Source organism: Terribacillus saccharophilus, from assembly GCF_002272075.1.
Lineage (GTDB): Bacteria > Bacillota > Bacilli > Bacillales > Amphibacillaceae > Terribacillus > Terribacillus saccharophilus_A.
This window is the reverse complement of sequence record NZ_NPBJ01000013.1, coordinates 169796-193543: the sequence shown is the minus strand read 5'-3', so window position 1 is coordinate 193543 and position 23748 is coordinate 169796. Positions and strand designations below refer to the sequence as shown.

The 23748-nt window shown below is 43.7% G+C and carries 22 protein-coding genes, 1 pseudogene and 2 riboswitches; of the genes and pseudogenes, 19 read left to right on the top strand and 4 right to left on the bottom strand.

Annotation, left to right across the window (positions count from 1 at the left end):
* Nucleotides 1–754 precede the first annotated feature (754 nt).
* Nucleotides 755–1278 (bottom strand): annotated as a pseudogene (locus CHH48_RS07100) (GNAT family N-acetyltransferase).
* Between the two features lie 130 nt (nucleotides 1279–1408).
* Here CHH48_RS07100 and CHH48_RS07095 point away from each other — a divergent pair.
* The 14 genes from CHH48_RS07095 (at nucleotide 1409) to CHH48_RS07030 (ending at nucleotide 15738) form a co-directional block, all read left to right on the top strand.
* Complete coding sequence (locus tag CHH48_RS07095) at nucleotides 1409–2245, top strand: GntR family transcriptional regulator (RefSeq protein WP_095218442.1); 837 nt, start codon at nucleotides 1409–1411, stop codon at nucleotides 2243–2245.
* 60 nt (nucleotides 2246–2305) lie between these two features.
* A complete protein-coding gene (locus tag CHH48_RS07090; protein ID WP_095218441.1) occupies nucleotides 2306–3334 on the top strand; it encodes a Gfo/Idh/MocA family protein in 1029 nt (342 codons plus the stop codon).
* 54 nt (nucleotides 3335–3388) lie between these two features.
* Nucleotides 3389–4387 (top strand): TRAP transporter substrate-binding protein, encoded by a 999-nt coding sequence (locus tag CHH48_RS07085; protein ID WP_095218440.1) that lies wholly within the window; start codon nucleotides 3389–3391, stop codon nucleotides 4385–4387.
* A 19-nt stretch (nucleotides 4388–4406) separates the two neighbouring features.
* Complete coding sequence (locus CHH48_RS07080; RefSeq protein WP_095218439.1) at nucleotides 4407–4928, top strand: TRAP transporter small permease; 522 nt, start codon at nucleotides 4407–4409, stop codon at nucleotides 4926–4928.
* Between the two features lie 31 nt (nucleotides 4929–4959).
* Complete coding sequence (locus tag CHH48_RS07075) at nucleotides 4960–6237, top strand: TRAP transporter large permease (protein ID WP_095218438.1); 1278 nt, start codon at nucleotides 4960–4962, stop codon at nucleotides 6235–6237.
* Nucleotides 6238–6300: 63 nt separating this feature from the next.
* Nucleotides 6301–7131: a sugar phosphate isomerase/epimerase family protein gene (locus CHH48_RS07070; protein WP_095218437.1), complete on the top strand. Its 831-nt coding sequence runs from the start codon at nucleotides 6301–6303 to the stop codon at nucleotides 7129–7131.
* A gap of 32 nt (nucleotides 7132–7163) precedes the next feature.
* Nucleotides 7164–7991 carry a citryl-CoA lyase gene (locus CHH48_RS07065; protein WP_095218436.1) on the top strand — a complete coding sequence of 276 codons (828 nt, stop codon included), beginning with the start codon at nucleotides 7164–7166 and terminating at the stop codon, nucleotides 7989–7991.
* Nucleotides 7992–7996: 5 nt separating this feature from the next.
* Complete coding sequence (locus tag CHH48_RS07060; RefSeq protein WP_175073690.1) at nucleotides 7997–9424, top strand: aldehyde dehydrogenase family protein; 1428 nt, start codon at nucleotides 7997–7999, stop codon at nucleotides 9422–9424.
* Nucleotides 9425–9456: 32 nt separating this feature from the next.
* Nucleotides 9457–11220, top strand: a complete 1764-nt coding sequence (locus CHH48_RS07055; RefSeq protein ID WP_095218435.1) for a thiamine pyrophosphate-binding protein — start codon at nucleotides 9457–9459, stop codon at nucleotides 11218–11220.
* A 17-nt stretch (nucleotides 11221–11237) separates the two neighbouring features.
* A complete protein-coding gene (locus CHH48_RS07050) occupies nucleotides 11238–12431 on the top strand; it encodes a CaiB/BaiF CoA transferase family protein (protein WP_095218434.1) in 1194 nt (397 codons plus the stop codon).
* A gap of 338 nt (nucleotides 12432–12769) precedes the next feature.
* Complete coding sequence (locus CHH48_RS07045) at nucleotides 12770–13975, top strand: MFS transporter (RefSeq protein WP_095218433.1); 1206 nt, start codon at nucleotides 12770–12772, stop codon at nucleotides 13973–13975.
* A gap of 147 nt (nucleotides 13976–14122) precedes the next feature.
* Entirely contained in the window at nucleotides 14123–14959 is an 837-nt protein-coding gene (locus CHH48_RS07040) for a manganese catalase family protein (protein WP_095218432.1), read from the top strand.
* Between the two features lie 109 nt (nucleotides 14960–15068).
* Nucleotides 15069–15353, top strand: coding sequence for a holin (locus CHH48_RS07035; protein WP_428848878.1), 285 nt, complete (start codon nucleotides 15069–15071; stop codon nucleotides 15351–15353).
* A gap of 58 nt (nucleotides 15354–15411) precedes the next feature.
* Nucleotides 15412–15738, top strand: a complete 327-nt coding sequence (locus tag CHH48_RS07030) for a hypothetical protein (protein ID WP_095218431.1) — start codon at nucleotides 15412–15414, stop codon at nucleotides 15736–15738.
* Between the two features lie 29 nt (nucleotides 15739–15767).
* Here the strand turns inward: CHH48_RS07030 and CHH48_RS07025 are convergent, their stop codons facing one another.
* Nucleotides 15768–16322, bottom strand: a complete 555-nt coding sequence (locus CHH48_RS07025) for a GNAT family N-acetyltransferase (protein WP_095218430.1) — start codon at nucleotides 16320–16322, stop codon at nucleotides 15768–15770.
* Nucleotides 16323–16456: 134 nt separating this feature from the next.
* On the opposite strand from CHH48_RS07025, the gene CHH48_RS07020 reads away from it, so the two are divergent.
* Entirely contained in the window at nucleotides 16457–16789 is a 333-nt protein-coding gene (locus CHH48_RS07020) for a hypothetical protein (RefSeq protein WP_095218429.1), read from the top strand.
* An 18-nt stretch (nucleotides 16790–16807) separates the two neighbouring features.
* Nucleotides 16808–17098, top strand: a complete 291-nt coding sequence (locus CHH48_RS07015) for a hypothetical protein (protein ID WP_176466381.1) — start codon at nucleotides 16808–16810, stop codon at nucleotides 17096–17098.
* Between the two features lie 184 nt (nucleotides 17099–17282).
* Here CHH48_RS07015 and CHH48_RS07010 read toward each other — a convergent pair whose 3' ends face one another.
* Both CHH48_RS07010 and CHH48_RS07005 read right to left on the bottom strand, forming a co-directional pair.
* Nucleotides 17283–17633: a P-II family nitrogen regulator gene (locus CHH48_RS07010; RefSeq protein WP_095218428.1), complete on the bottom strand. Its 351-nt coding sequence runs from the start codon at nucleotides 17631–17633 to the stop codon at nucleotides 17283–17285.
* Nucleotides 17634–17653: 20 nt separating this feature from the next.
* Nucleotides 17654–18865, bottom strand: coding sequence for an ammonium transporter (locus CHH48_RS07005; protein ID WP_095218427.1), 1212 nt, complete (start codon nucleotides 18863–18865; stop codon nucleotides 17654–17656).
* Nucleotides 18866–19520: 655 nt separating this feature from the next.
* Nucleotides 19521–19632, top strand: a riboswitch (SAM riboswitch).
* Between the two features lie 75 nt (nucleotides 19633–19707).
* On the opposite strand from CHH48_RS07005, the gene metX reads away from it, so the two are divergent.
* The 3 genes from metX (at nucleotide 19708) to CHH48_RS06990 (ending at nucleotide 23746) form a co-directional block, all read left to right on the top strand.
* Nucleotides 19708–20775 (top strand): homoserine O-acetyltransferase MetX, encoded by a 1068-nt coding sequence (gene metX, locus CHH48_RS07000; RefSeq protein WP_095218426.1) that lies wholly within the window; start codon nucleotides 19708–19710, stop codon nucleotides 20773–20775.
* 1 nt (nucleotide 20776) lies between these two features.
* Nucleotides 20777–20885, top strand: a riboswitch (SAM riboswitch).
* A 76-nt stretch (nucleotides 20886–20961) separates the two neighbouring features.
* The gene (locus CHH48_RS06995; protein WP_095218544.1) at nucleotides 20962–22752 is read left to right on the top strand and encodes a PLP-dependent aspartate aminotransferase family protein; all 1791 of its coding nucleotides are present in this window, start codon (nucleotides 20962–20964) and stop codon (nucleotides 22750–22752) included.
* A complete protein-coding gene (locus CHH48_RS06990; RefSeq protein WP_095218425.1) occupies nucleotides 22745–23746 on the top strand; it encodes an aliphatic sulfonate ABC transporter substrate-binding protein in 1002 nt (333 codons plus the stop codon). The genes CHH48_RS06995 and CHH48_RS06990 overlap by 8 nt, the downstream gene beginning before the upstream one ends.
* Nucleotides 23747–23748: the final 2 nt, after the last annotated feature.

The following is a 23748-nucleotide window of genomic DNA, read 5'->3' as shown; positions in this document are numbered from 1 at the left end:
TTTTATAGATTAGAATATTGAGGATGTTTTAATAATGTAATTATTATAAATCCCTGAAAACTTGAAAAAAAATATTTTGACAGCAACCGGACAAAAAAGGTACCAAACTGGGTACCTTTTTTAATTTGCAGCAATAGTAACATTTTCTCAGAGGCAAAAAGTTCTCTGGGAGAAGCGCCTTCCCTTATCAAGACGTACTCGCTTGATTTTGCACGACTGTGAAGGATGCCTGGTTAACGAGGGGAGCATCTGGAGTTGGGAGCGCGCGGCCTGCTTGATTTAACCGAGATTAATGCGGTTTGTTGAAACCGAAACAGTCGGGAATTGAATTCTTGATTCTGTATTTTCTTTGAATCATGTATTGACTTCTCAATCTCAGCTTTTCCTCTCGGTGGGTCAATAATAAAAAAGCATTTCGCATAAGTTGGTGCTTGGAAAGAATAAGGGAAGTAATGGCTGTCAAGATGAACTTGCAGTCGAAAGCGCTTGATGCTCAAAGTGCTACGAATTGCAAGCTTCTTGAGGTGGAAACACTGATGAAAATGGCTAATGATATTTGCAAACCTAATTGCAAACCAAAAGGCTAACATACTGAGCCAACTTAAAGAGTAAGTAATGTAAGTTAACGATGTATGACGTGCGCTGAAACAAGGAAAAGCAGATTGATGAAACCTTATGTTATCTGCTTATAATTAAAAATTGGTTTCCGGTACCACGTCTGCCGCTCTTGCTGTTTTTTGTGATTAACTATCGTTTAGATCATAATCTTTTTTATTACACTCATTATTATTTCATCGGAGTAAGTGTTGTTCATAAATAGTGCTTGTCTCAGTATGCCTTCTTTTTAAAACCTGCTTTTTCGTAAGCTCTTATGCCGCGAATGTTGTGAGAAAAAACCTGTAATTCTAATCGATTCAGTTTTAATTCCTCAAACGTAAATCTTAAAGCAAGTTTAGTTGCCTCAGTCCCATATCCGTGCCCATGATTTTCTTTAGTATGCAATGCTATTCGAAACTTTGCTTTTTTATTGTCGAGATCCATTTCGCTTATTGATAAGTCACCTAAAATTTGTCCTGATTCTAGTAAACAAATAGCAAAATCATAGCGTGTAGGATCGTTGCTGAACTTTCTTTGAGCTATCTTAATCTGTTCCATATTTAGTATGGTGCGTGTACCAGTCATATATAATATCTCTTCATCTTGAAAACTTTTTGAAATGCTTATAAAGTCCTTTTCTTCAATTGCTCTTAAAAAAACAGATTTACCGGTAATCAATATAAGAATCTCCTTTCACTTCACACAATTTAAGGCAGATTTATACGTTTAACTGGTTCATACGTATGATGGTTCTTATTTGATTCAAGAGATATCAGCCTAATCTCCTTTATTCTAGGGGATAGTTTTTTTCTTGGATATTTATGCTTGGAATCAGGAATTATATCTCAACCAGAAGCATACAGTGGAAGCATGGAGCGTAATTACTTATTTGTATACTAGTATCATTTTCAATTCAAACAATCCAGATGATAAAGAGATGATGAGCATGAACAAGTTTACTGTCCAGCGTAAGACATTAGCCTATGAGGTGTATCAATACTTATACAACAAAATTATAACGCTAGCTTACAAGCCGGGACAGATGATTTATGAGAGCACGATTGCGGAAGAACTAGGATTAAGCAGAACGCCTGTCAGGGAAGCGATTCAAATGCTGGCTTCAGAAGAGTTTCTGCAGATTATTCCCCAAAAAGGTATCAAGGTGAAATATGTTTCGAAAAAAAAGGTGCAGGAAGCTTTTCAGGTTAGAAAGAGTCTGGAAGGTGTTGCTTTTCGGGAAGCTGCTGTCAAATGGGATGAAGCTGATGCACAAGTGAATATGTATAAGGCTGATTTAATGCATATTATGGATCAGCAAAGGGCAGCTGCTAAAAGTCAGGATGTCGCTGCTTTTTATCAGCATGATGAGGTATTTCACGATAAAATCCTTGAAATATGCGGTAATCAGACCTTAGCTTCTGTTGTACGTCAAATTAGAGGACATGTGAATAGAATCCGCTACTTGGAATTCTTTGAGACGAGGGAAATGCAGCGTGTCATACATGATCACGAGGATTTAATTGCGCTGATCCAAAAAAATGATGCAGACGGAGTTGCGCAAAGGCTGAATCAGCATCTGGACACAGCAGCCAGTCACTATGGCGACATAATGGAAAAGTATGCAGAATACTTTGATGCTCACTTTTAGCTGAGGAGCTTTGTGTGATGCCTAACTTGTATACTAGTATGCCAAAAGGAGAATAACGGTATGAAAATTGCGGTACTAGGACTGAATCATGGGTATACACTTGCGCAGCAGGCGAAGAAGACGCCTGGACTTACACTGGCAGCAGTTGCTGGCAATAATGAAAGTGCAAAAGAGCGGGCAAAGGAACTGGATGTGCCACTATACGAGGATTATAAGGAGCTTATTGATAATTGTCTCTTGGATGGGGTGATTATTACATTGCCGAATCACCTTCACAAGGAAGCTGTTAAATATTGTGCTGATAAAGGATTGCATTGTTTGGTGGAAAAACCGATTGCAGATACAATGGATGCTGCTCAAGAGATGATCGATTATTGTCAGAAGAAGCAGGTAAAGCTTTTAGTAGGTCATCATCGACGTTTTTCTGCAAAGATCAATCACTTGAAGCACTTGCTGAAAAGTGATGTCATAGGTGATTTAGTCAGTGTAAATATGACATGGGCCCTTGCCAAAAACCAGGATTACTACAAGGAAGCCTGGCGTGTAAAAGCAGGAGGCGGACCGCTTTTAATCAATGGCATTCATGACCTGGATAATTTGCTCTATGTTACCGATTTGAAAATTGAAAGCGCTTACGCTGTTGGGCGGAACAAGATTCGTTCTGCAGAGGTGGAGGATGTAGTGACTGCAATATTAGAAGCAGAAGATGGGACAGTTATTCACTACTTTCTGACCGACGGTGTGCCGTCTCCTTGGTCTTATGAGTTCAATGTGAAGGAGAACCCAATCTATCACTTTTATAATGAGGATTGCTATCACTTCTTCGGCACAAAAGGGAGTTTGGCTTTTCCAAGCTTTCGCTGTTATCAATACTGTGAGGAGGAGTATGGCTGGAAGCATCCTTTGATTGAACAGCAATTTGTGCCTGCTGATATTGTTGATCCGATAGCAGCCGAATTAGAGCACTTTGAGGATGTAATGAAAGGGGTGATTATGCCGCGAGTACCCGGAGAAGCAGGGTTAAGAACGCTGGAAGTACTAGAGGCAATCAATCTGTCCATTCGTGAGAAGAGAAGGGTGACACTGTGAGAGAGTAAAGGTAAATAAGCACAATCGTTCCATTCAGGAGAAAGTGGGGGTTGGATGAAACAATTGTTTCTGTTCTTATCACTGATTATTGTAGTGATATTTGTAAGCGCTTGCAATGGTTCTTCGTCCAAGGATGAAGTGAAAGTGATGCGCCTTGCAAACGCTACGCCAGATGATCGTTCTTTGAGTAAGGCACTGTATTTATTTGAAGAAAGACTGGAAGAAGAAACGGATGGTTCCATTGATGTAGAGGTGTATACAAACAGTGTTATTGGCGGAGACAGAGAAGTGTTTGAAGGAATGCAGCTGAATACGATTCAGGGAGCTTCTATGTCAACAGGTCCTATCGCCCAATTTGCCGATTCATTCAACGTGTTTGAGCTTCCATTTTTGTTTGCAAATGAGGAGGAGGCTTATGAGGTATTGGACGGGGACGTTGGAGACCGTCTACTGGATGAACTAAACGAGCAAAACGTAATTGGGTTGAATTATTGGGAAAATGGTTTCCGAATGCTTAGCAATAATGTGCGTGAAATCAAGACGGTGGACGATGTCAAAGGGTTGGATATTCGAACGTTGGAAAACGAATGGCATATGGAGCTTTGGAGTGAACTGGGCGCCAATCCGACTCCGATGAACTACGGTGAATTATATATTGGGCTGGAGCAAGGAACTGTGGATGCCCAGGAGAATCCGGTGGGAAATGTGGTAAACAGTCATTTCTATGAAGTACAGGATCATCTGACTGTGACCAATCACATTTACAATGCGAGTCCATTCATGGTTAGTAAACCTTTTTGGGAGTCATTGACGAAAGAAGAACAAGCAGCTGTACAGAGAATTTCTGATGAAGTACAGCAGGAGCAGCGGAAAATGAATCAGCAGGAAGTAGAAGATAGTTTCGCAATCGTGAAAGAGAAGGGTATGAAGGTTACAGAGTTAAGTGAAGAAGAGCTGGAGCGTTTTCGTGAAGCAACTAGTCAGGTTCGTGAGAGATATATAGATAAGTATGGAGATGAGTGGTTAAAACAGATAGAGGCAGAAACCAATTGATAGATCTAAGGGGGTTCCTATGAAGCCTATTCGATGGTTGAACCGGTACGCGGAAGAAAGCATAATGGTTTTTTTGCTGTCTGTAATGGTCGTCATTATTTCAGCTCAAATTATGATGCGTTTTATCTTGGGATCGTCTATTGGATGGTCGGAAGAGTTGGCGCGTTACTGCTTTATCTGGCTTGTTTTTATCGGAATAAGCTATGGGGTTAAAAAGCAGCGGCATATCAAGATAGACGCGATTTTACAAGTGCTGAAAGGAAAGCAGCAGGTAGTCCTCCATATCATCGTGAATTTGTTATTTCTGTTATTCGCGTTATTCCTGTTAGTTTATGGAGGTAAGATCAGTACCCAAATCTTGCTATGGGGGCAGCGTTCACCTGCTTTGGAAGTAAATATGGGGCTTGTCTATATGGCTGCACCCGTCAGCATGCTGCTGACATCCTTACGTATCATACAGCAGCTGCTGCAGCACATCCATATGCTCCGCGGCGGAGGCGGGGATAAGCTGCCTGAAGAAGAACAAACGTCTGTATATTAATGCTGGAAATACGATATTGGGAGAGTGAGAAATGTCTGCAATCATTATGTTTGGCAGCTTTGGTCTCTTACTGTTAGTAAGCGTCCCGATTGGTATTGCACTAGCTTTGTCTTCCATCGCTACGCTGCTTTTCGCCCAAGATATGTCACTGTCGTTTTTGGCTCAGGGGTTAATTACTTCTGTAGATTCCTTTCCGATCATGGCCGTCCCGTTCTTTATATTAGCCGGGGAAATCATGGGGAAGGGAGGACTTTCAAAACGATTGATCAAGGTAGCAGAGTCGGTAGTTGGGAATGTAGCCGGCGGATTTGCGATGACGACGATTATCACATGTCTCTTTTTCGCTGCAATATCAGGTTCAGGACCGGCTACAGTCGCTGCGGTAGGAGGAATCATGATTCCTGCCATGGTCCAGATAGGCTACAGCAAGCAATTCGCAGCTGGCATAGTGGCTGCTGCAGGAACACTGGGAGTAATCCTTCCCCCGAGTATTCCGATGATTGTGTACGGCGTAGCAAGTGGCACTTCGGTTGGCGATTTATTTATTGCAGGTGTGCTGCCGAGTATTCTTATTGCCGCTCTCTTAATGGTCTATGTCTATTTTTATGCCAAGAAAAAAGGATACAGCGGAACCGGAGAAGCTTTCTCGTTAAAGCGCGTGATACGTGCTTTCTGGGATGCTAAATGGGCACTGCTTGTACCTGTGATCATATTAGGCGGAATCTATGGCGGGTTCTTTACGCCAACAGAAGCAGCAGTTGTCGCAGTTGTGTACGGATTAATAGCGGGAGTCTTCCTGTATAAAGAATTGCGACTTAAAGACTTGTACGAAGTGTTTCGGAATGCTGCATTGACGACAGCGACCATTATGCTGATCATTGGAGCTGCTACAGCATTCGGTAAAATCATGATCATTGAACAAATGCCAAGCCGAATTGCCAATGGAATGCTATCCATTTCCGATAATCCTGTTATTCTCATGTCACTTATTGTAATCATGCTGCTTTTCATCGGAATGGTTATGGATACAACGGCAGCAATCATTATTTTCACACCGCTATTGATACCCGTTGGAGTCGAACTGGGATTTGATCCAGTCCATTATGGGATGATAATTATTTTGACGCTGGTCATCGGTTTCATCACACCTCCTATCGGCGTAAATTTATTCGTTGCCAGTGAAATTTCCAGCTTGCCGATTATGAAAATCTCAAAAGCTATCGTTCCTTATATTGCAGTCATGCTGGTTGCTCTAATACTAGTTATCCTCATTCCGGAAATAGCACTGCTCCTGTTAGGCGGGAAGTAAACAACAGCTAGCAAATCAGACCGATTTGCTCAGAGAAATGAACAAACAGAAAGGTTGATCACTTTGAAGGATCAATTTTCTTTAGCGCATCTGACAGCATTAGCATGTCCTCCCCCAACACTCACTTATATTGCAGCCAGGGCAGGCTTTGATTTTGTAAGTATCAGACCGATTTGTATGGGACTGAAAAATGAACCGGATTATAACTTGGCTAGCAACAAGAAAATGCTGAGACAAACAAAAACAGCACTTCGTGAAACTGGTATCCAAGTGTTAGATATAGAGCTGGCCAAAATAGTGGATGGTATGGATCCGAAACAGTACGAACCAGCTTTTGAAGTTGGAGCTGAATTGGGAGCCCGGCATGTGCTTTGCAGTGTTTGGACAGATGATCTGGTATTTGCAACAGATCGGTTTATCCAATTATGTGAATTAGCAAAAACATATCAATTATCGATCGAATTGGAATTTGTTCCTGTGGCATCCATTGCGACGTTAGCGCAGGCGGTCACCATGCTGACCGCCGCTGCTCAGGATAATGCAGGACTGATGATTGATAGTCATCACTTTCATCGTTCAAAGGAAAATGTAAACGATCTCAAAAAAATACCTGCTAATTGGTTTCATATGTTTCACTTATGTGATGCAAGCAAAGAGATCCCAGCATCTAGAGAACAAATGATCCAGATAATGAGAGAGGAACGCCTCTATATTGGAGAAGGCGGTATTCCTATCAAAGAGATATTACGGGAGATTCCGAAGATCCCATATTCTTTAGAGATACCTCACTTGCAGCGAACAAAGGAATTAGGATTCGAGGAATATGCAAGAAGATGCTTACAATCGGCAAAGGAATATATCAGTCTGAATCTGGATGACGTGAACATATACTAGTGTACAAGATTGATTTTTTGAGAGGTGAGTATATGAGTGGACGAAGTGCGTTGGAGCACTATAAAAATGGCGGCGCCTGGTGGGAAACAGAGATTAGTGACATAAAGAAAGATTCAATTATTCATCGTGGAAAACGAATTGAGGATCTGATTGGAAATGTATCTTACAGCCAAATGTTATTCTTTCTGCTGGTCGGCAAGGAACTAACTGAACAGCAAGCTAAATTATTCGAAAGTGTGCTTGTAGCTGGTGCGGATCATGGTCCGCGCGCACCTTCCATAGCGGCAGCAAGAATGGCAGCTACTTGCGGTGTTAGTTTTAATTCGGCAGTTGCAACTGGAATTAATATGCTTGGAGACATTCATGGCGGAGCTGTCGAGGGTGCAATGGAATTGTTATACAAAACGAATGCTGAACTGACTTCTAATAAAAATGCTGTGGCGGATACCTTGCAGCAGTTCCTTGCTGAAGGGAAGAAGCTGCCTGGTTTTGGCCATCAGCTGCATGATCGGGATCCGCGAGTTAGCAGGCTGTACGATTTGGCGCAGCAGGTGATTGATAGCGGAGAAATCACCGGAGATTATCTTTCGATTCTGGAGGATTACCGACAAACGATGTCAGCAGTTAAAAAACGCACGTTTACGATTAACGTTGATGGCATTTCTGCAGCCATTCAGTGTGAGCTCGGTATCCCGGCAGAAGCAGCAAAAGGTATCTTTTCTCTCGCGCGGGGAATGGGAATCGTTGCGCATGCCTATGAAGAACTAATGCAAGGCACTTTGATCAAAGGGCCGTGTCCTAATGAGGAAAAGCTCGTCAAATATACAGGAGATATGCCAGAAGATATGCAGAAGGAGTGATAGGAATGCGAAAGGCCAGACCTTTTGTAAATGGTGTATGGATTGATGATGATCGTGAACCGATCCCGGTGCTGGGTCCTTATAAAAATGAACAAGTTGGCGTTCAAGTCACAGCGAATAAAGCAGAAGTCGACCAGGCGTTGGCAGCAGCCGGTAGCAATAAAAAGCAAATTGCGGCACTTTCACAAGCATTCCGTGCTAAGGTGCTGTATCGGGCTGCGGCTTTGCTGGAAGAACGCAGGGAAGAATTTGCGAACTTGATCGCGAAAGAAGTAGGGAAGGCGCTGAAAAATACACGGGATGAAGTTGCTCGTTCCATAGAGACATTGCAGCTGTCAGCTGAGGAAGCGAAACGACTTTTTGGAGAGACAATTCCGGGAGGAGCTTCAGAGCGAGGAGCATCCTCCATGGCGTTAACTTTTCGTGTTCCTGTAGGAGTTGTTGCAGCTATCACGCCTTTTAACGCACCGCTTAATTTGATATGTCATAAGATCGGACCAAGTTTTGCTGCGGGTAATGTCACCATTCTAAAGCCAGCACCGCAAGCGCCTTTGATTGCGGCTGCACTTGTAGAATTGCTTCTGGAGGCTGGTATGCCGACGCAGGCAATCCACATGATTCTAGGTGAAAAAGAGATAGGCGAGCAGCTCGTTCAGGATGATCGAGTCAATCTTGTTTCGTTCACCGGAGGTGTTCCTGGTGGCAGGCAAATCAGCAAAACAGCGGGCATGAAAAAAGTGTTACTAGAGCTCGGCGGAAATGCGGGAACCATTGTTCATAAAGATGCCAATGTCGAGCGGGCTGCAGCCATTTGTGCGAAAACAGCTTTCAGTAATTCGGGGCAAAGCTGTATTTCCGTCCAGCGTATTTATGTTCATGAACAGATCTTGAAGACATTTGTTGCAGAGCTAAAAGAACGTACAGCAGTGCTTATTGTAGGGAACCCGGAAGAGGAGCGTACAGATGTCGGATGTGTCGTAAATAGACAAACAGCAGAGCGGATCCGCAATTGGATCGATGAAGCTGTGGCAGAAGGTGCAGAGCTCATCCACGGTGGGAATGCGAACGGCGCTTCCATAGAACCGGTAATTCTTCTGCGGCCGAAGAAGCAAAGTAAAGTTGTCTGCCAGGAAGTATTCGGACCGGTAGTCAGTGTGCTGCCATATCACGATTTGGACGGTGCAATCAAAGAAGTGAATGAGTCGGAGTTCGGTCTGCAAGCCGGCATTTTTTCAAACTCACTGGAAGTGATCCGGAAGGCAGCAAAAGAACTGGAGGTCGGCGGTGTTGTCGTTAATGGTTCATCTAACTTCCGTTTGGATCATTGGCCTTATGGCGGCATCAAAAACAGCGGAATTGGCAGAGAAGGTCCCCGATTTGCTGCAGAAGAAATGACGGAAATGAAAATGGTCGTGCTTCAGGATTTGCTGTAACCAAAACAGAAGAGCCAGGAGGATACCTTAGTATGAAAAAGTTGGTTTCGGAGCAGTTAGTCAAATACCTAGAATCTCGTGGTGTGAAACATATATTCGGGCTGTGCGGACACACCAATATAGCTGTGTTGGCGGAATTAGAAAAAAGCACTATCAAGTTCATTAACGTACGCCATGAGCAAATTGCGTCGCATGCAGCGGATGGATATGCCCGAGTAACGAAAAGAGCGGCAGTAGTACTGAGTCACTTAGGGCCAGGTTTAACGAATGCTGCAACAGGAGTTGCCAATGCAGCTTTAGACTCTACTCCTATGGTTGTTATCGCAGGTGATGTGCCGAGTTATTACTACGGAAAACATCCGCACCAGGAAGTAAATATGCACGCTGACGGCGCGCAATATGAAATCTATCGTCCGTTCGTAAAGCGAGCGTGGCGTGTTGATCAGGCTGAGCTTTTCCCGGAAATTCTTCAAAAAGCATTCCAGCTGGCAGAAAGCGGCCGCCCAGGCCCCGTGCTCATATCCGTACCGATGGATATGTTTTCGAAGGAGATTGAGGAAGAAGGCTTCAAGCTGCTCAAGCATCACACTCAGGTAGTGGAAAAACCATCCTTAGATGAAGAAACAGCAGCTCGTATAGTAGAGAAATTAGCTGATGCGAAGCGTCCGGTACTGTATGCCGGAGGTGGCGTGGTGCTGGCCGATGCGGCTGAGGAGCTGCGGAAATTTGTGGAGCATATGAACATACCGGTAGCTCATTCTTTGATGGGAAAAGGTGTCCTGCCAGATGACCATAAACTGACACTTGGGATGACAGGCTTCTGGGGCACAAGCTTTATTAATGAACAAACAAAAAATGCTGATTACATTTTCGGGGCAGGCACTCGCTTTTCAGAAGCGGATTCAAGCAGTTGGTATGATGATGTAACCTTTCATTTTCCGAAAACTAAATTGATTCATATTGATATAGATTCAAATGAAATCGGTCGTAACTACCCAGTTGAAATCGGGGCGGTTGCTGATCTGAAAAAAGCTTTCATCGCACTAAATAGGGTAGCTAAGCGCATATATCCGGACGGTATTAATCGTAATCATCAATTAAAAGAAGAGATCGTATCCTATCGCAAATCATTACGCGAGCGCATTTCAAAAAATGTACACAGCGCATCTTTCCCGATGAAACCAGAACGTATATTGGCTGAGGTTCGTGATGTTCTTCCACGGGATGCCTATCTTACAACTGATGTTGGTTGGAATAAGAACGGCGTAGGACAGCAATTTCCTATATACACACCAGGTTCCATCTTAACACCTGGCGGCTTTGCAACGATGGGCTTCGGTAGTTCAGCTGCTCTTGGGGCGAAAATAGCTGCCCCGGAAAAGGTAGTCGTTTCTCTGATAGGAGATGGTGGATTCGGACAAAATCCTTCTGTGCTCGCAACAGCAAAAGAAGAAAATATCCCAGTCGTATGGGTTGTTATGAATAATAGTGCTTTTGGTACAATCGCCGGTTTGGAAATGGCGCATTATGACACAACATACGGAACGAGATTTCAAATTGACGGTAATAGCTACTCGCCTGACTTCGCCGCAATTGCGAAAGGATATGGCATAAAGGGAATCAAGATTGAAAATGCCGAGCAATTCAAAGGGGCATTAAAAGAAGCAATTGCAGCAAATGAACCTGTTGTGATTGATGTAGCTATGATAAATGAGCCTGTACCGACAGATGGAAAGTGGAATATTAATGATATTTATTCGCCAGATAGCGAAAAGTCACATGTGAGAATTCCTTAAGAAAGGAGGAACAAAATATGCCAACACCATTGGAAGGTATAAAAATTCTGGATGTCTCCACGATGATCGCAGCCCCATTTGGGACGGCATTATTAGGAGATTTTGGTGCGGAAGTTACCAAAGTCGAAATACCAGGACGAGGAGATACATCAAGAAGTGTTGGACCATTTAAAGGAGATGAACCGCTGCGCTGGCCCGGTCTGTCACGAAACAAAAAATCGTTAACACTGGATTTGCATAAGACAGCTGGCGTGGAAATAATGAAAAAGCTGGCAGCGACACATGATATTCTAGTTGAGAATTTTCGCCCTGGCACATTGGAAAAATGGGGAGTAGGCTATGATGTATTGAAAGAGATCAATCCGAATTTAATCATGATACGTGTTTCGGGTTATGGTCAGACAGGTCCATACCGGGAAAAGGCCGGCTTTGGTACGCCAGCGACAGCGTTCAGCGGTTATACGTATTTGCAGGGGTTCACCGATCGTCACCCGGTAAGTCCGCCGTTTTCGCTGACAGATTATATATGCGGAATTTATGTCGCCTTTGCGGCTGTGACCGCTCTCTATCACCGAGACACAAAGGAATCGGGCTCGGGGCAGATGATAGATGTTGCCCTTTATGAATCGGTTTTTCGAATGATGGAATTTCTCGTAGCCGAATACGATCAGCTCGGTAAAATCCGGGAGCGCTCACCAGGTTTAGCTGGACATTCCTCACCGTCCGGAACCTTTAGGACGAAGGATGGCCACTGGGTTGTACTTGTTACGAGCACGGATACAACCTTCAATCGGCTGGCAGCTGCCATGAATCGTAGTGATCTACTGACTGATACGCGTTATCATACCAATGCAAGCCGGCTGGAGAACAATGATAGTATCAACCAAATTGTTGGAGATTGGATTAACGATCATCCGCGTGAAGCTTTATTAAAGAAGCTCGATGGTGTTGGCGTGCCGATAAGTCCAGTATTGAGCATTGCTGATATATTTGAAAATGAACAGTACAAGGCACGTGAAAATATTGTAGAAGTAAAGCATCCGAGACTTGGGAATATCAAAGTACCTGGTATTGTCCCGAAATTTGAAAAGACACCTGGCAGTATACGTTCAGTTGCACCCGATTTAGGTGAAGATAATGAAGAAATTTTAAAAGGGTTAGGTTATTCGCCTCAAGAGATTGAAGCGCTAAAACAAAACGAAGTTATATAAAGTAGTTGCCTGATTCAAATATACTACAACGGCGGCGGAAACAGATTGCGTTAGAGAACTGGATATTGACTGCTGCAGAAATTTAATCAGCAAGGTTTTGGCAGTTGCCAGCCTTGCTATTTTTATTGCGGAAAGTCGTTTGCGTCTTATCAAAATAATCAAGTGATAGCCGATTTTGCTAGGAAGCTATTTTTACTGCTTTACAAAGCAAAGTAAACAATTATAATGAGTATAGATTAATTAACTTAACTTAACTTTTGTATGAACTATTTTGTTTAGTTAAGCATAAATGGTTAAGTGAGCTTCCCGTAGTTCTGTAGCAAAAGGAGAAATGAGTTTTGAAGAAGCCAATAAAAGAACAAAAATCCGTATTAATTATTTTATTAAGCAATTTATTTATCGCATTTTTAGGGATGGGGCTTATCATTCCTGTCATGCCGTCATTCATGGATATTATGCACTTATCAGGTAAGACGATGGGTTATCTTGTCGCTGCATTCGCAGGGGCGCAATTGGTCATGTCTCCATTTGCAGGACGCTGGGTGGATCGTTATGGCAGAAAGAAACTCATTACAGCAGGTTTATTTCTTTTTGCCGTTTCTGAGCTGATTTTCGGCTTGGCAACACATGTATCTTTACTTTACCTATCAAGAATCCTTGGAGGAATTAGTGCTTCCTTCATTATGCCTGGTGTTACTGCATATGTAGCAGATATCACTACAAATAAGGATCGTCCGAAAGCGATGGGGTATTTGTCTGCCGCTATTAGTACAGGTTTTATCATAGGACCGGGTCTTGGTGGTTACATTGCTGAATATGGGATTCGAATGCCATTTTATGTTGCGGCAGTCATCGCATTTTTAGCTTGCTTATTATCTGTTTTCATACTAAAAGAGCCATTGTCCAAGGAACAGCTGGCTGAAATTGCAGCCAGTAAAAAGGGGACTAGTTTCCTGGGTGACTTGAAAAAATCATTGAATCCAATCTACTTCATTGCGTTTTTTATTGTGTTTGTCCTCGCATTCGGTTTGTCAGCATATGAAACTGTGTTCAGTCTGTTTTCTGATCACAAGTTTGGATTTACGCCAAAAGACATAGCGTTAATCATTACTGTTAGTTCAATCTTTGGTGTAATTGTACAGGTGCTGCTGTTCGGAAAAATGGTCGATGTTATGGGAGAAAAGAAGTTGATACAGCTATGCTTGATTATCGGCGGTGTTTTAGCAGTTGTTTCGACCGTGATTTCTAGCTTCCTATTAGTTCTGACAGTAACGTGTTTTATCTTCCTTGCATTTGATCTGCTGCGTCCGGCATTGACAACATTTCTATCAAGAACTGCGGGCAAGGAGCAAGGTTTTGTAGCTGGAATGAATTCAACATATACAAGTTTAGGTAATATAATTGGTCCTGCACTTGGTGGAATATTATTCGATATAAACATTCACTATCCATATCTATTTTCGGCGGTGATTTTAATTATTGGTCTCGCAATTACCTTCATATGGAAAAGTAACAATCAGCAGGAATCAATAATGGAGAACTAATATCCGTATTTACCTATTTTCATAGTTACAAGCAAGTTTATAGTTTTCTTCCAAGTTGTATGTTCCTTATGGGTAAGCACATGCATACTTTCGTTCCGACGCTCATATAATTCTGCGTTGGATAAAAACGAAAGAGGTGGGAAGCGTATGTTTTTTCACATCAAAGAACTGCAATATCACGCGAAGCCATCAAAGCCGGATCCGGTTTTCGCAAGACAGCTGCAGGAAGTATTGGGCGGACAGTACGGTGAAATCAGCGTTATGATGCAATATTTGATGCAGGGGATGAACACAAGAGGAGCGGAGGATAAATATAGAGATCTTCTCTTTGATACAGGCACTGAGGAGATGGCTCATGTGGAGATGCTCGCTACAATGATAGCGAGGCTTCTGGATGACGCCCCTTTCGAGGATCAGAAGAACGCTTATGAATCAGATCCCGCACTGAATGCTATTATAGGGGGATCGAACCCGCAACATGGAATTGTAGCTGGCCTTGGAGCTATGGCAGCGGATGCAGCAGGTTATCCTTGGAATGCTAAATATATTATCTCTAGTGGAAATCTCCTTGCTGACTTCCGGGCAAATTTGAATGCCGAATCCCAAGGGCGTCTGCAAGTGACACGCCTTTATGGAATGACAGATGATCCTGGTGTACGAGATATGCTGTCTTTCCTTATCGCGAGGGATACAATGCACCAGAATCAATGGATTGCTGCAATTAAAGAACTAGAAGAGCGTGAAGGGGATATTGTCGTACCTACGACGTTCCCGAGAAAACTGGAGAAGAGCGAAGTTGCATATACACTATTCAACTTCTCACGAGGCGATGCAAGCTCAAAAGGTCGTTGGGCAAGCGGACCGAGTATGGACGGCAGAGGTCAGTTCAATTACGTAGCGGAGCCAGAACCGTTTGCAGGTGCACCAAAGCTCAAGCCGGCACCATTTCTCTTTCATGATACGCCGCCAAAATCAATGATGTAATTATGTCAGACGTACAGGCTGCTGCCTGACGTCTTTTTATTTAGGTTGCTGTCGTCAGCATGCCACTTCTTGTCCGCATATTATGCAGTACAAGAGGGAGGTGTTACATATGGATCCGATTCAAAATGAAACGATGTATCAAGTGCTGGTATTTTCGACGATCCTTGCCCCAATTGTGACTGCATTAATGGAACTGCTGAAGCGGAGTCTTCCCCGATTGCTACCCTATCATGCATTGCTTAGCCTCGTTGTCGGTGCAGTGCTAGGAGCTGCAGCATATCCGTTTACAGACTTTGAGCTCACAGCAAGGCTTTGGGCAGGCGGCCTTGCTGGACTGGCAAGTGCTGGTCTGTATAATTCGTTCTCCTCAAGAAAACATCCGCCAGACAAATAGTTTAATGAAGTAACAAATAGGCTAATAGATAGTAAAAGTTGTTGATGGAGGTCTACTCATGAAAAAACTATTCTTAACCTTTCCTATTTTGTTACTAATCCTCTCTGCATGTGGGTCACAATATGATCCCGAGATTGAACAAGTAATAGAATTAGAGAACGAGCATCTTTCTGACATAGGGGATGATGTGAATCTGACTCGTGACACTACTAATTTTTATGTATATGCGGATGGCGGGTATGTAGAAATCCGTTATGATAATTCTGCTGGTGAAGAGCAACAGGCAGTATATGAGGAAGTAGATGAAGATAATTATGAGCGTCATGATGGGATGCCGGAAGAAGCAGAGAACCTGACAAGGGAATATGAGGAAGAAAATAAGTAACCGATTCGACGGGCTTCAGCAGAAGCCCGTCATTTTTGTGTTGAATGGATAAAAACGAGGTGGTCTGTCCATTGTCCGTTTTCAAAAATAAAGCCTTTGCGAATGCATTCATAATGCATGCCAACGCTTTTTGCAAGGGCAATTGATTGCGGATTATCCAAATTAATATGGGCCTCGATCCGCTGATAGTGAAGCTGAGAGATTGCTGTATCAAGTGCCAAACGGACTGCGGCCTTGCCATAGCCTTTTCCCCAGTATTGATTATGGATCGTATAGCCGATCCTTCCCCACTGAAAGTGATCACGTGCTAATGTAGAAAAATCAATCATGCCAAGATGTGCGCCATCCGCCACCCTGAATACAGCAAAAATATAAGCTTTGTCATCAGCAGCGAGCTGCTGATGCTTGTCCACTAAAGCAGCAAACCATGAGTCTGTACAATCCGTCATGTCGAGCAGCCCTGGATCATGAGTATGCTGAGACAGCTTACGTCTGCTGAAACCGCTGAACCATTTTGTGTAATCCTTTTTACGCAGTGGGCGTATTGAAATGCCATTTGCACATGCCACATAATCAAAAGTCATCGTGCACTCCTCCTTTTCTCCACTATATCATCAAATTCCATGTTTGCCCCTGGACATATTCACCATACACATACGATATACCATGCATAACTTATAACTGTAAGCTGATTACAAACAACAAGGAGGAATTTCTAATGGGTAAACATTGGAACGGAAGAGGTAAAAAGAAAGGCGGTCATTCTCCATCAAATGGAAATGGAGGATTAGATGTTGATGTAAATGTAGAAGAAGAATCCGTAGAATCAGAAAGCAAATCAAAAAACATCAACATCGCAAAAGTTTATAAAGCTGGTATTTCCCATGTGCACGTAAGAGTTAAAGCAACAGCAAATGATGAAGTTGAATTTGATAATGAATACGATGGAGATGACAAGCACGACAAGCACGACAAATGCAAAAAACACGACCACAAGAAAGACGATAAATGCGACAAAGATGATAAGTGGGACGACGATTTCGAATATTAATTAAAAAGGAGAAGAATAATGAGCTATATTAGAAAATACGAAAATAAAAATCCTTTCTCAGGCAGCAGAAACGATAACCAATCCCAAGTTGCACATAGCGGAAATTCAGATGTTGATGTCAAAGTAGAAGTAGATACTATGCCGATTGCATATGCAATGCTTTGTTCCTTGCTTGCAACAAAACAAGTATCAGAACATGAATTTAACAATGCCGTACAAAATTTGAAGAATCTCGTGTATGATGATTTACAACTTAATGGTAATCATGATAATGATCCGGAAACAGCTAAAATCTATCAAATAAAATAGTGATATAAAAAAGCATCCCGCCAGGCGCGGCTGCCAAAGGCGGGATTGCTGCTATAGCTATCTGCTGTATAATATGAGAACAATCGCCCTAATGTTACGAGTCTGCTCATGTTCTTCTCCTAGCCAGCCTGAAATTAGGCTGGCTTTTTACATCGAAAAAGCGCCCCTAAAAGGAGCGCTTTTTTTACAAGGCTGCAGGGCCTTGTTTACCTGTATTAATATCAATCGTTTGTTGGATAGGATAGACGAATATCTTTCCGTCACCAGCTTTCCCAGTATGGAGTGCACTAGTAGCTGCTTTGATGACATCATCGACTGGAACTGCACTGACGACAATCTCAATCTTAAGCCGATCGAATACATTCTGCACTTTCTTGACACCGCGGTATAGCTCTGTGTAGCCTTCCTCTAGACCGCATCCTTGTACATGGGAGAAAGTCATGCCTGATACTCCGATTTCAGCCATTTTCATTTTGAATGCTTCAAGATCTGCTGAGTTCCTAGTGATAATCTCAACCTTGAACATGTCACTCATATACCGTTCCTCCTTATAGTTTAATCCTGGTAAGCGCGCTCGCCGTGCATTGTCAGATCCAAACCTTTTGCTTCTTCATCATCTGTAGCACGTGCTTTGAAGATGAGGTTGACGATTGTAATCAGGATAAATGTCACCACGCCGACAAAGGCGAATGTCGCGATGATGGCAACTACCTGTCTCCATAATAAATCAATACCGCCGCCGTAGAAAAGACCGTTGTGCTCAACAATTGCATTAATGGAATCGCTAGCGAACAAGCCAGTTGCGATGCCGCCCCACGTACCGCCGATAGCGTGCAGACCAAAGGCATCTAGTGCGTCATCGTAACCAAGCTTTTGTTTCAGCCAGCCAACGCCCCAGAAACAAACGATACCGCCAATGAAACCGATAGGAATGCTTGCAATTGGAGAGACGAAACCTGCAGCAGGAGTGATTGCTACAAGACCGGCAATCGCACCGGATACCGCTCCCAATAGTGTCGGCTTTTTGTTGATGGCCCATTCAATAATCATCCAGCCTAGTACACCAGAAGCAGCTGCAGTATTCGTATTGATGAAGGCATACATTGCTACATCATCGAAAGCAAGCTCACTACCGACGTTGAATCCGAACCAGCCGAACCAAAGCAAAGCGCCGCCAATCAAGGTGAAGATCAGGTTATGCGGTGCAGTTGAGCCGGCGTTTTTTCGTTTGCCAATGACGATGGCAACAACCAAACCTGCAAGACCGGAAGAAATGTGAACAACGTTTCCGCCTGCGAAATCGAGTGCGCCCATTTCCGCAATCCAGCCGCCGCCCCATACCCAGTGTGCAAGCGGGGAGTAGACGATAAGGACCCATAGAACTGTAAATAAGATGAATGCAGGAAAACGAATACGTTCTGCATAAGCGCCAGACACGATTGCAGTTGTCAGAATCGCGAATGTCATTTGGAACATCATGAATAAATTGAATGGAATAGTGTGTCCTTCAGCCGGCTCGAAACCGACATTAGTAAGCCCGAAGAAATCCAAGCCTCCAATAATTCCGTTACCTGGTGAGAACGCCAGGGAAAAGCCAATGATAATCCAGATGATCGACACAATTGCCATTGTCGTAAAGCTGTGCATCGCTGTGCTCAGCACGTTCTTACTTCTTACTAACCCGCCGTAGAAGAGTGCGAGTGCTGGTGTCATCAACCATACTAAGACGGTTGCGACAAACATGAATACCGTATTAGCCATATCCATTTTCTCTACCCCCTGTGTTTATCTTTAATTGTTTGAAAATTTAAATCTTTACTCATTATATAAGCGTCACGCAAAAAAATGTAACAAACTTGTCAGGTTATCTTACGTGAATATTTCTGACCAACTCATGTAAGTGTTTTCAGGGCTTTTGTCATGAAGCGTTACCTAAAATAGGACGGAATTTATGGCAAATGGGAAATTTGGGGTGGTTTGTACTTCTTTGCAACGGGAATAGATAGATAGCTGCGAAGATGTCCTGCATCGGAAGTTTGACAATAATTGTAAAGCATGATAAGATAGTTAACGTATTCGATGTTTGAGTAACTTTATCGAATATCATTGGCATTCTGCTATAGTTTTAATTAGAAGTACTTATTCAGACTGGAGCGGCCTAGGAGCCGTGAGGATGCAATAGAGGTAGGGATTGCATCGTTTAAGTGAAAACTACCATGTGGAACAAGTACCGCGGCAGGAGGATGTATTAGGTATCCTCTACTTACAATAGAAAAGTTACATTTTAGCCCCGCATTGGCAGCAGCTGATGCGGGGCGTCCAAATTTCTAAGGATACATACGGCGTAAATGGAAATTTCAGAATTTATAGTTGACTGATAATTTAACCCATGCTACAATCCTGTTAACAAATAAATAGCAAGCTCTTATCAAGAGAGGCGGAGGGACTGGCCCGACGATGCCCGGCAACCTGCAAGCAGAAATGCTTATAAGGTGCTAATTCCTGAAAGTGCGTATGCACTTTAGAGATGAGAGAGACAAGTCGGTACATATTGCCACCCTGTCCTCTCAGGGTGGCTTTTTTATTTGAGGGGAGGAAGCGTACGGAACATGGAGTCAGAACAGTCATACCAAACCGGCAAACTTCTCATAGGTGATATCGAGCTTGAATCAGGTGAGATCCTCCCGCAGGTGGAAGTAGCTTATGAAAGAAGTGGCCCTGAATCAGGAGAAACGGTGCTTATCTGCCATGCGCTGACAGGAGATCAATTTGCGGCCGGTACTGGTACAGATCCAGGCTGGTGGAGCGGATTGCTGCAGCCAGGAGGGTTTATCGACACCAGCCGGTATAAAATAATTACATTCAATGTGCTGGGCGGCTGCAACGGCACAACATGTGCCTTATCGGCAGATCCAGTTTCAGGTGATAGGTATGCGGCAGCTTTTCCAGCTATTACGATCCGTGACATGGTTTCAGTTCAGCGCATTGCGTTGAAGAAACTAGGAATCTCTCATTTGAGAGCTGTGATCGGCGGATCATTAGGTGGAATGCAAGTACTAGAATGGGGTGTCATGTACCCGGATTTCATGGATGTACTGATCCCTTTGGCGGCAACTCCTTACGTAAGTGATTATGCAATCGCCTATAATCACTTAGCCAAGACAGCTATCACTTCCGATCACAATTGGAACAATGGTAATTACACAGCAGATAAACCACCTGCCGCTGGTCTCGGACTTGCAAGGATGGTAGGAATGCTTACTTACCGTTCCGATCACCAATATAATGAACGCTTCCGCCGCGCTGCATCCCGCAGGGACGATGCAGCATATGAAGTGGAATCATATTTGAATTACCAAGGAGAGAAGCTCGTCAATCGCTTTGATGCCAATTGTTATGTGACATTATTAGAGGCGATGAACAGTCATGATATCGGCAGGGGAAGAGGAGGATGGCAGTCTGCTGCTCAAAGTATAAAGGCAATTGTACTGACATTCGGCTTCTCCAGAGATTTGCTGTTTCCGCCTGAAGAGATTGAACGCTTTGCAGCAGCAGTTCCGGGTGCCCGTCATGTAGACGTTAAAACAATCTATGGACACGATGGCTTCCTGCTCGAATTTGAAAAATGGGGACATCATATCCGTCAGGTGCTTCAGCAGCCTATGAAAATTTCATAATAGCTTATCAAGAGAGGCGGAGGGACTGGTCCTATGATGCCCGGCAACCTGCAAGCAGCAATGCTTGGAAGGTGCTACTTCCAGCAAACAAAGAGTTTGAGAGATAAGAAGTTCCATGCTTATGCAGCAGCTTCTTATCGGAAGCTGCTTTTTTCATCTATATATATAAATTGGAGGAATGACAAAATGACAGATCAAGTATATAAAGCAGAGACATTAGCATTACACGGCGGGCAAGCTCCAGATCCGACAACAGGTTCAAGAGCAGTTCCGCTTTATCAAACGACTTCTTACCTTTTCCATGATACAGATCATGCAGAGCGTCTATTCGCCTTGGATGAGCCGGGTAACATTTATTCCCGTATCGGCAATCCTACAGTCGATGTTTTGGAAAAACGGATTGCGTTGCTCGAAGACGGCGTTGCAGCAGTCGGCGTTGCTTCTGGTATGGCAGCAATCAGCTACAGCATTCTCAATCTGGCAGCCGCTGGAGATGAAATCGTAGCAGCGACCAATTTGTATGGCGGAACGTATAATCTATTTCAAACGACACTTCCGCGCTATGGAATCAACGTAAAATTCGTTGATCCAACTGATCCGGAAGCTTTCCGTGCAGCGATTACAGACAAAACGAAGGCTGTATTTGCTGAAATTATTGGAAACCCGAGTCTGCATGTGCTAGACGTAGAAGCAGTAGCAAAAGTGGCGCACGATGCCGGTATTCCGCTAATCGTCGACAGTACGTTTGCTACACCGATTTTGAGCAAACCGATTACACTTGGAGCTGATATTGTTGTTCACAGTGCGACGAAGTGGATTGGCGGTCATGGTACTTCTATAGGGGGATTGATTGTAGACGGAGGCAGGTTTGATTGGAATTCACCGAAATTTCCGACATTCACAGAACCGGATCCAAGCTACAATGGCATCCGCTATGCATTTGATTTCGGCACACTTGCTTTCAGTACGAAATTGCGCGTGCAATTGCTTCGTGATTTAGGCGCTGCGCTTAGTCCGTTTAATGCATGGCAGCTGATTCAGGGGCTTGAGACTTTGCACTTGCGCGTTGAGCGCCATGTACAAAATGCAGAAAAGCTTGCGACTTATCTTGAACAGCATCCGGCAGTTGATTGGGTTGCTTATCCAGGACTCAGCAGCCATCCATCCTATGAAATAGGAAAGAGAGTACTTCCATCCGGTACTGGTTCCATTGTTAATTTTGGTATTAAGGGCGGCAGAAAAGCTGGTGCTACACTGATCAATAATGTTGCACTTTGGTCACACGTTGCCAATGTGGGAGATGCAAAATCATTGATTATACATCCAGCATCGACCACACATCTTCAGCTGGATGCAGAAGGGCTCGCAGCTACAGGAGTGAAAGAAGAATTGGTGCGCTTGTCCGTTGGAATAGAGTCAGTGGATGATCTTATCCATGATTTGGACAGAGCGTTGGAAAAAGCGACGGGAATCCGTTCTGAATCACGGAAAATTGTCATCAATGATGAAGCCGTTATTCGGGAAGCGCTAGGCAGTGCGACAGATGCAACTGGCCGTCAAAAAACGATCGCTGTAGTGGGCTTGAGCAGTAAGGAACAGCGCCCAAGCAACCGTTTGGCACGGAAGATGCAGCGACTCGGATACAAAATCATTCCGGTTAACCCTGCTGAAACGAGTGTATTGGGAGAAAAGGCTTATCCCGATTTGACAAGCGTGCCTGAGAAAATCGATATCGCTCAGATTTTCCGCAGTCCCGAAGCTGCTGTAGAACTAGCTAAGGAAGCAGCTGAAGTACGTCCAGAAATCTTCTGGCTCCAAGAAGGTGTCGTTTCGCAGGAAGCCGCAGCTATTGCGAGAGAAGCAGGATTGGAAGTTGTTCACAATCGCTGCACATACAAAGAAGCACAGCGCTTGCGCGGTACGATCAGCACGTATGCCTGTGAACTGGATAACAAAGGAGTAACGATTGATGAATAAGATTCCCCTTATAGATAAAAGAAGTTTACTAGCTTTACTTAGTTTGGTTGTAATTGTTTTTCTGGCAGCTTGCGGGAACTCAAGCAGTGCATCCGGTGAACTGAAACAGATTCGTTTGGATTATGCCTACTACTCCCCAGCAAGTCTGGTGATAAAAAATAAAGGATGGGCAGAAGAAGCATTTAAGGATTCTGACATCGAAGTGACTTGGACACTCAGCCAAGGATCTAATAAAGCGCTGGAATTTTTGAACAGTAACAGCGTAGATTTCGGTTCTACAGCAGGCAGTGCCGCCTTGCTTGCCAAGGCGAACGGCAATCCGATTCAAGGTATATATCTGGCGTCTAAACCAGAATGGACAGCATTGGTTGCGGCAAAGGATAGCGACATTAAAGATCCGGCAGACTTGAAAGGGAAGAAAGTTGCCGCGACTGTCGGAACCGATCCGTATATCTTCTTGCAGCGTACTTTGCAGGAAGCTGGTTTGGATGAGCAGGATGTCGAAATCGTCAATCTGCAGCATGCAGACGGAGCTAGCGCTCTTCTCTCAGGTGATGTAGATGCATGGGCAGGACTTGATCCGCATATGGCAAAGCTTGAATTGGAGAATGACGCACAGCTTTTCTATCGTAACGAAGATTTCAACACATACAATTTCCTGAATGTTCGGGAAAAATTCGCTGAAAATCATCCTGAAGAAGTGAAAGAAGTCTTGAAACTTTATGACAAAGCAAGAGCATGGATCGAAGAGAATCCAGAAGAGACAGCAGAGATTGTTGCTAAAGAGGCGGGTATCAGCCAAGAAGTTGCTGCAAAGCAGCTGGAACGAAATGATTTCTCTGAATCTGTACCTAGCGATACACAGCGTGAGATTCTGAATCAGTCAGGTGCTGTTCTGGAAAAGGCGAATCTATGGAAAGGCAACAAAGATGTAGCGGAAACGGTTGATGCTTATATTGAACCGAAATTCGCACAAGAACTTGGAGAGGAATGATG

Coding starts and splice junctions, on each gene's coding strand:
- CHH48_RS07090 (WP_095218441.1), top strand. CDS start 2,306: ATGAAAATTGCGGTACTAGGACTGAATCATGGGTATACACTTGCGCAG.
- CHH48_RS07085 (WP_095218440.1), top strand. CDS start 3,389: ATGAAACAATTGTTTCTGTTCTTATCACTGATTATTGTAGTGATATTT.
- CHH48_RS07080 (WP_095218439.1), top strand. CDS start 4,407: ATGAAGCCTATTCGATGGTTGAACCGGTACGCGGAAGAAAGCATAATG.
- CHH48_RS07075 (WP_095218438.1), top strand. CDS start 4,960: ATGTCTGCAATCATTATGTTTGGCAGCTTTGGTCTCTTACTGTTAGTA.
- CHH48_RS07065 (WP_095218436.1), top strand. CDS start 7,164: ATGAGTGGACGAAGTGCGTTGGAGCACTATAAAAATGGCGGCGCCTGG.
- CHH48_RS07060 (WP_175073690.1), top strand. CDS start 7,997: ATGCGAAAGGCCAGACCTTTTGTAAATGGTGTATGGATTGATGATGAT.
- CHH48_RS07055 (WP_095218435.1), top strand. CDS start 9,457: ATGAAAAAGTTGGTTTCGGAGCAGTTAGTCAAATACCTAGAATCTCGT.
- CHH48_RS07050 (WP_095218434.1), top strand. CDS start 11,238: ATGCCAACACCATTGGAAGGTATAAAAATTCTGGATGTCTCCACGATG.
- CHH48_RS07040 (WP_095218432.1), top strand. CDS start 14,123: ATGTTTTTTCACATCAAAGAACTGCAATATCACGCGAAGCCATCAAAG.
- CHH48_RS07035 (WP_428848878.1), top strand. CDS start 15,069: ATGGATCCGATTCAAAATGAAACGATGTATCAAGTGCTGGTATTTTCG.
- CHH48_RS07030 (WP_095218431.1), top strand. CDS start 15,412: ATGAAAAAACTATTCTTAACCTTTCCTATTTTGTTACTAATCCTCTCT.
- CHH48_RS07025 (WP_095218430.1), bottom strand. CDS start 16,322: ATGACTTTTGATTATGTGGCATGTGCAAATGGCATTTCAATACGCCCA.
- CHH48_RS07020 (WP_095218429.1), top strand. CDS start 16,457: ATGGGTAAACATTGGAACGGAAGAGGTAAAAAGAAAGGCGGTCATTCT.
- CHH48_RS07015 (WP_176466381.1), top strand. CDS start 16,808: ATGAGCTATATTAGAAAATACGAAAATAAAAATCCTTTCTCAGGCAGC.
- CHH48_RS07010 (WP_095218428.1), bottom strand. CDS start 17,633: ATGAGTGACATGTTCAAGGTTGAGATTATCACTAGGAACTCAGCAGAT.
- CHH48_RS07005 (WP_095218427.1), bottom strand. CDS start 18,865: ATGGATATGGCTAATACGGTATTCATGTTTGTCGCAACCGTCTTAGTA.
- metX (WP_095218426.1), top strand. CDS start 19,708: ATGGAGTCAGAACAGTCATACCAAACCGGCAAACTTCTCATAGGTGAT.
- CHH48_RS06995 (WP_095218544.1), top strand. CDS start 20,962: ATGACAGATCAAGTATATAAAGCAGAGACATTAGCATTACACGGCGGG.
- CHH48_RS06990 (WP_095218425.1), top strand. CDS start 22,745: ATGAATAAGATTCCCCTTATAGATAAAAGAAGTTTACTAGCTTTACTT.